Raw genomic sequence first — 10165 nt, 5'->3', positions numbered from 1 at the left:
CACGGCGGTCGCCAAGAACGAACAGGTCAGGCGCGCGCCGTAAACCGACAGCGGCCTCGCGGGCGCCGCATCGCCAGCCGTCGGGTTACGCCCTGAGGGGCTAACCCGACCTACGGCCCAGGCAAACGTCGACGCCCGTAGGTCGGGTTAGGCGCGCCAGCACGGCGGTCGCCAAGAACGAACAGGTCAGGCGCGCGCCGTAAACCGACAGCGGCCTCGCGGGCGCCGCATCGCCAGCCGTCGGGTTACGCCCTGAGGGGCTAACCCGACCTACGGCCCAGGCAAACACCGACGCCCGTAGTCGGGTTAGGTGCGCCGGCACGGCGGTCGCCGAGAACGCACAGGCCAGGCGAGCGCCGCAACCCGACAGCGGCCTCGCGGGCGCCGCATCGCCAGCCGTCGGGTTACGCCCTGAGGGGCTAACCCGACCTACGGCCCAGGCAAACACCGACGCCCGTGGTCGGGTTAGGCGCGCCAGCACGGCGGTCGCCAAGAACCAACAGGTCAGGCGCGCGCCGTAACCCGACAGCGGCCTCGCGGGCGCCGCATCGCCAGCCGTCGGGTTACGCCCCGCGGGGCTAACCCGACCTACGGCCCAGGCAAACGTCGACGCCCGTAGGTCGGGTTAGGCGCGCCAGCACGGCGGTCGCCAAGAACGAACAGGTCAGGCGCGCGCCGTAACCCGACAGCGGCCTCGCGGGCGCCGCATCGCCAGCCGTCGGGTTACGCCCTGAGGGGCTAACCCGACCTACGGCCCAGGCAAACGTCGAGGCCCGTAGGTCGGGTTAGGCGCGCCAGCACGGCGGTCGCCAAGAACGAACAGGTCAGGCGCGCGCCGTAACCCGACAGCGGCCTCGCGGGCGCCGCATCGCCAGCCGTCGGGTTACGCCCCGCGGGGCTAACCCGACCTACGGCCCAGGCAAACGTCGAGGCCCGTAGGTCGGGTTAGGCGCGCCAGCACGGCGGTCGCCAAGAACGAACAGGTTAGGCGCGCGCCGTAACCCGACAGCGGCCGCGAACGCGCCTTTCTTCCAGGCCGCGTTTCGCTTACAATTTTCAACTATTCGTATTCTATGGGAAATCCAGGAAGCCGCGTGTCTTCACGAATGATGCACGACTACAAATTCCGAGACCGAGGCACGCCGAACCGACCGCGCAGCGGCAAGCGCGGTTCGAACTTCATCCGGCTCTTGATGCTGCTGCTCTCGATCGGGGTACTCGCGCTGATCGCGCTCTCGGTGCGGGACGTCTGGTTGGCCGATACGGAGGCGCCCGCGGGCACCGAACCCGGGCTCATACCCCTGCCCCTACCGCCGTCCACCGCCACCACGGGCCAATGACGGATCGACCCAGCCCGCGGGCTGGGTCAAGCCCTCCGCAGGCCCGCCAGGCGGTTGGTCGGTACGGGGGCGCATCCGCGCGCCAAGGCCGCGATCAGACGGAGAACGAAGAGCCGCAACCGCAGGTCGTCGACGCGTTCGGATTGCGGATCACGAACTGCGCGCCCTGAAGACCCTCGGTGTAATCGATCTCGGCGCCCCCCAGATACTGCATGCTCATCGGATCGACGAGCAGACGCACCCCATCGGTGACGACTTGGGTGTCGCCGTCCTGCACCGACTCCTCGAACGTGAAGCCGTACTGGAACCCAGAGCAACCCCCACCCTGGATGTAGACACGCAACATCAGGCCCGGGATCCCCTCCTCGGAGATCAACTCGGCGACCTTCGCCGCGGCGGACCGGGTGAAAACAAGCGAACTTTCATCAGCCAATGCATCGACGCCCATGGTTGGATTCCTGCAAGCTGGTTACCGATCGGTCAACGGACCTTGAACCCTATAGTGGGATCGCTTCGACCCCGGGTCAAGCAATCCACCGGATTTATCAAATCAATCGGCATCCAGCACAGAATTGACCCCTTAAATCCTGGCGCGCACCACCGCCCCAACGAAAAAGGCCCCGGTAAAGACCGAGGCCCCTGTGTCGGCGCGGCCGGCGGCCTGCCGTGAACGATGGTGAACGATGACCCAAGAAGCGGCCGCCGGCCGGCCGCGCACCAGGGCCGGCCAGCCACCAGTTCAGCCGCCGGGCACCTGCACCCTCGTACCCGGACCCAGCCTGCCTCGCAACTCGACGGCCAAGGCCGCCTTGGCCTGGGCCTCGCCATGCACCAACCGGATCTCGCGCGGCGGGGTCGGGATACCGACGACGAAGTCGATCAGATCGTGCTGATCCGCATGGGCCGAATAGCCGCCGATCGTGTGGACCTGGGCGCGGATGTCGTAGCGCTCGCCATCGAGCACCACATACCCGCCGTGCGGACCGTACCGTTGGATGTCGCGCCCCGGAGTGCCGACCGCCTGGTAGCCGACGAAGAGGATGTCGTGGCGCGGATCCCCGAGCATCGCCTTCAGATAGTTGACGATACGCCCCCCGGCGCACATACCGCTGGCCGCGATGACCACCGCCGGCTGATGGCTGCGGGCCAGATAATCGACCATGCGCAGGTGGTCGCCGTGGTGCTCGACCGTCACCAATTGCTCGAAGGCCAGCGGATGACGCCCCGCCACCAGACGCCCGCGCGCCTCATCATCCCAGTAGCGGCGCAGACGCCGGTAGCCGGCGGTGAAATCCGCCGCCAGCGGCGAGTCGAGCACCACCTGCAATCCCTGCCAGGCCTGGCGCGGCTGCCCGGCACGGCCCTGGGCACCGGGGCCATGGTCGTGGAACAGACCTTCGAGCTCGTAGAGCAACTCCTGGGTGCGTCCGATGCTGAAGGCCGGGATCAGCACCGTCCCGCCATCGCGCAAGGCGTGCTCGACCGCCCCGCGCAGACGCGCCACCCGCGTCGCCCGATCCTCATGCCGCCGATCGCCGTAGGTGCTCTCCAGCACCAGCACGTCGGCCCGCTCCGGCGACTGCGGCGCGGGCAGCAGCGGCGTATTCGGCGCCCCCAGATCACCAGAGAACACCACCCGTTGCTCGGGTCCTCCATCGGCGGCCACCGCACACTCGACGTAGGCCGACCCCAGGATATGCCCGGCCCGCTGCAAGCGGATCCGCAGCCCCTCGCTCACCGGATGCCACACACCGTAAGGCACGGCCACGGTGCGTCGGCGCAGCAACGCCAGCACCTGCTCGATCAGCCGCGCGTTGCGCGTCACCCCCACCTTGAGCGCATCCTCGAGGACCAACGGCAGCAGCTCCGCCGAGGCTGGGCTGCACAAGACCGGCCCGCGATAGCCGGCCGCCAACAGATACGGCAGGCGCCCGACATGATCGATGTGCACATGGGTGACCACCAGCGCCTCGATCGGATCGACCGGAAAGTCGATCCCGAGACGCTCGGCGCTGGCCCCGCCCGCCGCGGCCTCGCCCCCCTGGAACAGCCCGCAGTCCACGAGCAACGAGCGACCGGCCGCCAGCACCAACTCGTGACAAGAGCCGGTCACGCCATCGACGGCACCGTGGTGACGGATCTCCATCTTCTCCACCGAAGAGACGACAGCCCGCAGTTGCCCACCGGCGACAAGACCTCGCTCATCGACGACCGGCGGATGGGCATCAATCGGCCGACCCCATCTCGCCAAGCAGCGCCGATCTCAGCTCCGGTGGTGGCGGGGGGAGATCGAAGACGCGCCAGGCGATGCGGCTCGACGGAACGAGGACCACCCATGCCGTGACGAAGATCACGAGAAAGTAGTTCCTGATGGTCTGGTGTTCGATGTACCACTGCTCGATCGCACCTTTGTAGGGCGCAATCACCTCATCATAGAAGGCGACCGGATCGCGCGCCTCGTGCAGCAGGTTCTCTTCATCACGGAAGATGATCGATCCGATCCCGGAGAGCCCCGGGCGAACCTCAACGATGCGCTCCTGGACCGCGGCCGGAAAGGCATCGAAACAGCGCTGCGCCTGGGGCCGTGGCCCGACGAGGCTCATGTCGCCCTTGAGGATATTGAGCAGTTGTGGGAGTTCGTTGATCTTGGTCTTCCGCAGCGCACGCCCAACCGGCAGGATCCGCGGGTCATCCTTCAACGTAACCGTGCCGGTACCGATGTTCGGGCTGTTCTTCAACATGGTCGCGAACTTCAGCAGCGAGAACATGCGCCCGCCGAGCCCGACGCGCTCCTGGCGATAGAAGACCTCCCCCTCGCCGGTCAACCGCAGGATGATCGCAACCGGCACCAACAAGGGCGCCAGCACAAGCAGCGCCAATGAAGCAAACAAGACATCGAAAAAGCGCTGCATGGCTACATCCGCCCGTCGAGGTATTTGCCCGTCTCTTTGTGTGCGAACTCCGGGATCATTTCACGAAAGAGCGCGACCAGATCCGCTCGCTCCCAATGCCCCAGCCCCTTCAGCTCCGCGATTCGCCCCACGAAGCGATCGAGTCGCTCGGCATCGAACACTGGGTCGTTCTCGATCACCCCGATCGAGGCGAACCGCTCCATGTCGAGGACCTCCCGATCGGTGAAGAACTCCTCGAAGTCCTTCTCACCGGTCGTGTCGCTATCGAAGAAATAGCAAGGCCAGCGCTTGCGCCCGATCAACTCGGCGGCGCGCCCGCGCGCCTCCTCCTCGCTCTCACAGACGTGGGCCTCGAAGCCGAGCGCCGCGAGGTACTTCACCGCAATCTCGGCGAAGGTAATCAGGTGCAGCTTCTCGCTCAACTTCGGGAAGAAGATGTCGCGGTTCTCGCCGAGCAGACAGGACATCAGGCATAGCTCGCCCGACTCCTGTGGCGTGACGAAGTAACGCCGCACGTCGCGTGGCGCCGAGATCGGCTGACGCTTCGCGACGCGTTGATTGAACCCGTGCAACAGGCTGCCGTCGGAGAAGGCGACATTGGCGAAACGGGCCGTCGAGATCGGCTGCTCCAGACTCTGGCGCATCAGGAACATCTCCATGATCCGCTTGCTGGCGCCCATCATGTTCACGGGGTTGGCGGCCTTATCGGTCGAGACGCAGAAATACTTGCGACATCCCGCCTCCTGCGCCAGGTCGAGCGTCCGATTGGTATTGAGTACGTTCACGTCGATCATGCGCATCAGCGTGAACGGATCCTTTTCGCTGCGCACATGCTTGAGCGCCGAGAGGTTCAGGATATAGTCATAACCCTGGTTCTCGCGCATCAGCGCCGCGAACTCCAGCGCCCCGCAATCGATGGCGAAGGTCCGGAAGTCACCCTCGATATAACCCAATGTGCTGCGCAGATCGCGCACCAGCTCGACCAGGTTGTTCTCGCTGATATCGACGACGTGCAGCGCCCGCGGATGACGCTTGAAGATCTCCCGCGTCACCGCCTGGCCGATCGAACCGGCCCCGCCGATGACGAGAAACCGCCCTCTTCTCACGAGATCAGAGAGCCGCCCCTCCTCGCGCCGGACATCGGCATCGAACAAGGGCTCCTCGCGACCGATCAATCCCAATACATTCAACATCCGGCCAGCTCCGATAATTCCAATTGCGGTTATTCACGAGTATCGCGCGAGATCGAGCCAAGCGCAGCGAGACCCATCACTCCTCATTCCACCGAGCCAGTGCCGCATCGGGCACGCCCGAGGGCAGGTTCACGACCCCCTCTTCGCGCCAGGTCGCGTTCGCCAAGCCGTCGTGTTGGCAGCCGGCCTACATCGGCAGCCCACTCATCAGACGCCAGATCGGGCGGGTCATCAGCCCTTGGGCGTTGGTCAGGCGCAGAAATGCCTCGCGCTCGGCGGGCGAGGCGAGCCGCACCGCGTTCAGCCAAAGGTTCGAGACGGTCCCGGCCGGGGCCGGAATGTAGTCCCAGCCGATCGCCGCCAACACCGCCGCATAACGCGCCGCGATGCCCGCCTTGATCCCGAGCATCTCCGGCAGCCGCTCCATCTGCGCGCAGCCGAGCGTGGCGTTGAGGTTCGGCAATCGGCGTCGGTCAGGATCATCCCGCCACCGCCGGTCGTGATGATCTTGTTGCCGTTGAAGCTCAAGGTCCCCAGCCGCCCGAAGGTCCCGGTATGACGCCCCCCGGCCGTGCTGCCGAGCGACTCGGCGGCGTCCTCGACGACCGGAATCCCGAACTCGTCGCAAACAGCGACGATCTCCCTGATCCGGCACGGATACCCGAAGGTGTGCATCGGCACGCAGGCCGCGAGCCGCCGCCCGCTCGCGCGGTTGTACGGCCGCCCGTCGCGAACCTCGACGTGCCGTTCGAGAAAGGCCCGCAGCGCCTGCGGCTCAGCCCCAGCGTGTCGCGATCGACATCGACGAACACCGGCCAGGCCCCGACGTAGCGGATCGCGTTGCAGGTCGCGATGAAGGTCAGCGCCTGTGTGACGACCTCGTCATCCGGGCCGACCCCGGCCAGCTCCAGCGCCACATGCAAGGCCGCCGTGCCATTGACAGTCGCAACCGCGTGGCGCGCCCCGGTAAAGGCCGCGACGCGCTCCTCGAATTCGGTGACCTTGGCCCCGACCGACGAGACGAAGTTCGAATCGATGCACTCGACAAGATAGCGCCGCTCGTGGCCATCGAAGAACGGGGCGATGCAGCGGGACCGGGCCGTCGCCGTAGATGGCGCGGATCTCGCCGACCAGCACCCTGTCTCGGGCACCCCGAAGTCCCGCGCGGCCTCGGCATAACCCCAGGCCACCGGTGCCCGGTCTGCGCGGCGGCTGGCCCCGGTCAGCACCCAATCGCGGAGGGGAGTCGAACTTAGAGCCATAAACGCTCGAAGGCTCGCCCGTCCGCAAGCCGATAGGCGGAGAAATCCCGTACATCAACCGTAATGATCCTGTTGATACCGTGGATTCCAGCGAGCGTGACGAGTGCCGCGTCGGTGAAGTCAGGTTCAAGGTTCTGATATTTCTTCAATGTGGCGCGGATCGCCGGCAGCTCGGTGATACTGAGGTCATGCAGGATGATGCCGTGGCATTCCAGCCAGCTCAGGAGCGCGATTTTGCCGGATGTATCGAGGAAAAACCCGTCTCGGTGACTACGGGCCAGAGAGAATGCAGGCTCAGGCGTTGATGATTGGCCAGGAACTCGACGGCGGAAGTGTGATGCGGGTCATTGCGAGCGAACAGGGCGACAAGAAAGCCGGTATCAACCCAGGCGGCCATGTTTGGCATGCAGGGCCTCCCAGATTTGGCGTTTTGCGGGATCGGTGGGTGGCTCGGCAAGATGTCCGGCGCCGAACAGATCCCGTCCTGTTTCATAGGGCGTCGGCCCCGTTTGTGCCAGCAGACGCTGACAGAGCTCACGAATCCCCTGGCGGACCAGATCATCCTGGCTACGCGCGGATTGACGGCTCACGCGTTCCAATAAGGCTTGTTCCTCGGGGGTCAGGCACACGGTGAATGACATGGTTTCGTCCTCGCATCAGTGATCACGACGTTCTGCTGTTTACATAGCGCATCACCAGGGGGTTGACAACACATCCGTCGCTCTGTTGCCGGGGGAGCGTCCTATGATTCAGGGAATAGCCGTTCCAAGATGGCGACGATCCGCTCACCCGTGTGCCCGCCCCCAGGGCGATGGTGCCGGTCGCCGGCGAACAGGGCTCGTTCCAGGGACAGCCGCGTAGGTCGGGTTAGCCCCCCGCGGGGGCGTAACCCGACGGGCGGCGAATCCTTGCACAGCGCCGCATCCTGTTACGCTGCGCTAACCCCACCGACAGCTGAGCGGGTCGTGAACCTGCCCTCGAGCGTGCCCGATGGGACGTTGGCGCCATGGGCGGGCCGATGGCCCCGAGTGCAGCGGGGCGGGGCGAAATCGTTGCCGACGAACCCCGCCAACGCACGATCCAGCGATGGAAACCGTGCAGCATCGGGCGGGCAATCGGAAGCACATCCTGCCGGTTCTATGCCGCCGGCAGCATCTCGTGCAGGACCTGGCGCAAGGCTGCGTCGGCCAGTGGCCGCCGAGCAGGGCATGTTCCAGGGACAGTACGGGGAATGACGTGACGAAGGAACCGCATCGATCGCGTGGTACGTCCCCCGGTTTCCCCCCGACCTACGGCTTCAGGCTCCGTCCTGATGTAGCTCGCGTCGAATCGTTTCGCGCACAACATCCGCGAGCGTCTGCCCTTCGATGAACTGTCGCAGTGCATCGTTCATCAGCGTTTGATAATTGCTGCCCACCATCTCGGCGCGGGCCTTGAACGCCGCCAAGACCCCGTTTTTCACACGCATCGTGACCCGGGACTGGTTTCCTCGCTCGGCCTGCAGACGTGCCAACGCCGGCACCTCGGCAACGGGCTTGGCCTCGGTAAAATCCAGGTCGGCAAGCTCATCGAATAGACGGTCAGAACTGTTGTTCATCGCGTCGCCGTTGGGATTGGCTAGCTTTCCAAGCGGAAATCAGAGGAATGCGATTCCCTCGGAGCGTCCACACGACCGCGAGGACGCGTACCTGTCCACCCATACCGAGCGTCGCGAATCGCTGCTCGCCGTTTGCGTCTATCACATGGGCGCAAGCGGCCCGATCCGGCCGCGAATATCATCGCAATCGAAACGGCCAGGCATGATCGCGCCTCCTCCCATCGCGCGCCGCTCAGCCGCGCGCATAGCGATCCTCGTAGCGAATGATGTCGTCCTCGCCCAAGTAGCCGCCCGTCTGCACCTCGATCAGCACAACCGGGAGCTTGCCGGGGTTTTCCATCCGGTGGACTGCACCCAGCGGCACATAGACGGACTGGTTTTCGGTAACCAGGCTCACCTCTTCGCCGATCGTCACCTTGGCCGTGCCCTCGACCACGATCCAATGCTCGGATCGGTGATAGTGGGATTGCAATGACAATGAGGCGCCAGGCAGCACCACGATGCGCTTCACCTGGAATCGAGGGGCCAGCGCAAGGCATTCGTACCAACCCCATGGGCGATGGTCGCGCGGGAAATCCAGCGCCTGTTTCACGCCCTTGGCCTTCAGCGCGGCAACGGCCTCCTTCACCCGTTGGGCCTGCGATTTGTGCGCCACCAGCACCGCATCGCCCATCGCCACCGCGATGATGTCCGACAAGCCGATGCCGACGATCTCCTGGCCCTCGGTCTCCGACCGCAGAAGCGTGTCACGACAATCGATAGCGGTAGCCGTATCGGAACAGACATTGCCCGCCGCGTCCGGTCCTGCCTCCTGCCAGACGGCATCCCAGTCGCCCAGATCGGACCAGTGCCCACGGTAGGGCATGACGGCCAGGTTGGAGGCCTTTTCCATGATCGCGTAATCGATCGAGATATCGGGCAGGTCCGACCACGGGCCCGACGCCAAGCGGATGAAGCCCAGATCGGATACCGCTTGCTCGAGGGCAGCCGCCACGCCCGAGACCAATCCGGGCGCATAGGTCTCATACGCCCGGCGGATCGTCGCGGCGGTAAACAGGAAGATCCCCGCGTTCCACAGGTAACGCCTGCCAGCCACCATCGTCGCCGCGCGCGATGCATCGGGTTTCTCGATGAAGCGGGCCAGCGCCTGCGGTGACGCGGTCGCGGGGTCCGCGTCGGCCGCAAGTTCCAGGTAACCGTAACCGGTCTCTGGACGCGTGGGCGCGATCCCGAAGGTGACAAGGTCCCCCGCCCGCGCCCGCTCCGCCGCCGCCGCCACGGCCGCGCGGAAGGCATCGGCATCCCGGATGACGTGATCCGAGGGCGCGACCAGCATCAGCGCCTCGGGATCACGCTGCTCCAGGTGCAGCGCCGCGGCCAGGATCGCCGGCGCGGTATTGCGTCCCTCGGGCTCGATCAGAATCGCCTGGGCCGCCAGTTCGACCGCAGCGAGTTGTTCCGTCACGATGAAACGGAACAGATCGCCCGTCACCACCAGCGGCGCCGCGAAGCCGGCGCCCGACAGGCGCCGGGCCGAGGCCTGAAAGAGGCTCTCCTCCCCCATCAGGCGGGCGAACTGCTTGGGAAAACTCTTACGCGATAATGGCCAAAGGCGTGTACCAGAGCCACCGCACAACAGAACTGGATAGATCATCGTCACTGCGACTTCCTCGCTGCCACGGAACCCATGGGCCATCCCGCAATACCCCATACCATTACCCATATGACGGTTGCCTTGGATCGCTGGGCGATCCAAGACATAGCCGATGGGCCTCGATCGCCGACACGGGTCGACGGGTAGCCCCCCCTTGGGGGCGACTTCGGCCTCTCCGCCAGAGACGAGAGCCGATCCGACCACACC

9 protein-coding genes and 1 pseudogene are annotated in these 10165 nt (G+C 65.6%); 1 reads left to right on the top strand and 9 read right to left on the bottom strand.

The features are described from left to right. Positions 1–1094: 1094 nt before the first annotated feature. Complete coding sequence (locus CKO41_RS12765; protein ID WP_200254028.1) at positions 1095–1340, top strand: hypothetical protein; 246 nt, start codon at positions 1095–1097, stop codon at positions 1338–1340. Between the two features lie 94 nt (positions 1341–1434). On the opposite strand, the gene erpA is transcribed toward CKO41_RS12765, so the two are convergent. The 9 genes and pseudogenes from erpA to CKO41_RS12720 all read right to left on the bottom strand — a co-directional run bounded on the left by erpA (position 1435) and on the right by CKO41_RS12720 (position 9958). Further along, positions 1435–1788: an iron-sulfur cluster insertion protein ErpA gene (erpA, locus tag CKO41_RS12760; protein ID WP_200254026.1), complete on the bottom strand. Its 354-nt coding sequence runs from the start codon at positions 1786–1788 to the stop codon at positions 1435–1437. 291 nt (positions 1789–2079) lie between these two features. Further along, positions 2080–3486: an MBL fold metallo-hydrolase RNA specificity domain-containing protein gene (locus tag CKO41_RS12755; protein ID WP_200382556.1), complete on the bottom strand. Its 1407-nt coding sequence runs from the start codon at positions 3484–3486 to the stop codon at positions 2080–2082. Between the two features lie 79 nt (positions 3487–3565). Further along, positions 3566–4252, bottom strand: a complete 687-nt coding sequence (locus tag CKO41_RS12750; RefSeq protein ID WP_200382554.1) for a sugar transferase — start codon at positions 4250–4252, stop codon at positions 3566–3568. A 2-nt stretch (positions 4253–4254) separates the two neighbouring features. Further along, positions 4255–5445, bottom strand: coding sequence for a UDP-N-acetylglucosamine 4,6-dehydratase (locus CKO41_RS12745; RefSeq protein WP_242464310.1), 1191 nt, complete (start codon positions 5443–5445; stop codon positions 4255–4257). 187 nt (positions 5446–5632) lie between these two features. Beyond that, positions 5633–6084: pseudogene (locus tag CKO41_RS18945) on the bottom strand (DegT/DnrJ/EryC1/StrS family aminotransferase). Next, on the bottom strand, positions 5970–6674 hold the full coding sequence (locus CKO41_RS12740) for a DegT/DnrJ/EryC1/StrS family aminotransferase (RefSeq protein ID WP_338115583.1): 705 nt from the start codon (positions 6672–6674) through the stop codon (positions 5970–5972). The pseudogene CKO41_RS18945 and the gene CKO41_RS12740 overlap by 115 nt, the downstream one beginning before the upstream one ends. Before the next feature lie 413 nt (positions 6675–7087). After that, positions 7088–7348 carry a ribbon-helix-helix domain-containing protein gene (locus CKO41_RS12735; RefSeq protein WP_200382553.1) on the bottom strand — a complete coding sequence of 87 codons (261 nt, stop codon included), beginning with the start codon at positions 7346–7348 and terminating at the stop codon, positions 7088–7090. A 656-nt stretch (positions 7349–8004) separates the two neighbouring features. Then, the gene (locus CKO41_RS12730) at positions 8005–8304 is read right to left on the bottom strand and encodes a BrnA antitoxin family protein (protein ID WP_200255538.1); all 300 of its coding nucleotides are present in this window, start codon (positions 8302–8304) and stop codon (positions 8005–8007) included. 232 nt (positions 8305–8536) lie between these two features. Continuing rightward, positions 8537–9958: a mannose-1-phosphate guanylyltransferase/mannose-6-phosphate isomerase gene (locus CKO41_RS12720; RefSeq protein ID WP_200382562.1), complete on the bottom strand. Its 1422-nt coding sequence runs from the start codon at positions 9956–9958 to the stop codon at positions 8537–8539. Positions 9959–10165: the final 207 nt, after the last annotated feature.

This window comes from Thiococcus pfennigii (assembly GCF_016583835.1).
GTDB lineage: Bacteria > Pseudomonadota > Gammaproteobacteria > Chromatiales > Chromatiaceae > Thiococcus > Thiococcus pfennigii.
Note: the sequence above shows the minus strand (reverse complement) of the source record. Positions and strands in the feature narration are given on the sequence as shown.

What these genes read in the sequence shown, in the direction of transcription:
- CKO41_RS12745 (WP_242464310.1), bottom strand. Translation starts at nt 5,445, where the DNA reads ATGTTGAATGTATTGGGATTGATCGGTCGCGAGGAGCCCTTGTTCGAT.
- CKO41_RS12730 (WP_200255538.1), bottom strand. Translation starts at nt 8,304, where the DNA reads ATGAACAACAGTTCTGACCGTCTATTCGATGAGCTTGCCGACCTGGAT.
- CKO41_RS12750 (WP_200382554.1), bottom strand. Translation starts at nt 4,252, where the DNA reads ATGCAGCGCTTTTTCGATGTCTTGTTTGCTTCATTGGCGCTGCTTGTG.
- erpA (WP_200254026.1), bottom strand. Translation starts at nt 1,788, where the DNA reads ATGGGCGTCGATGCATTGGCTGATGAAAGTTCGCTTGTTTTCACCCGG.
- CKO41_RS12720 (WP_200382562.1), bottom strand. Translation starts at nt 9,958, where the DNA reads ATGATCTATCCAGTTCTGTTGTGCGGTGGCTCTGGTACACGCCTTTGG.
- CKO41_RS12735 (WP_200382553.1), bottom strand. Translation starts at nt 7,348, where the DNA reads ATGTCATTCACCGTGTGCCTGACCCCCGAGGAACAAGCCTTATTGGAA.
- CKO41_RS12755 (WP_200382556.1), bottom strand. Translation starts at nt 3,486, where the DNA reads ATGGAGATCCGTCACCACGGTGCCGTCGATGGCGTGACCGGCTCTTGT.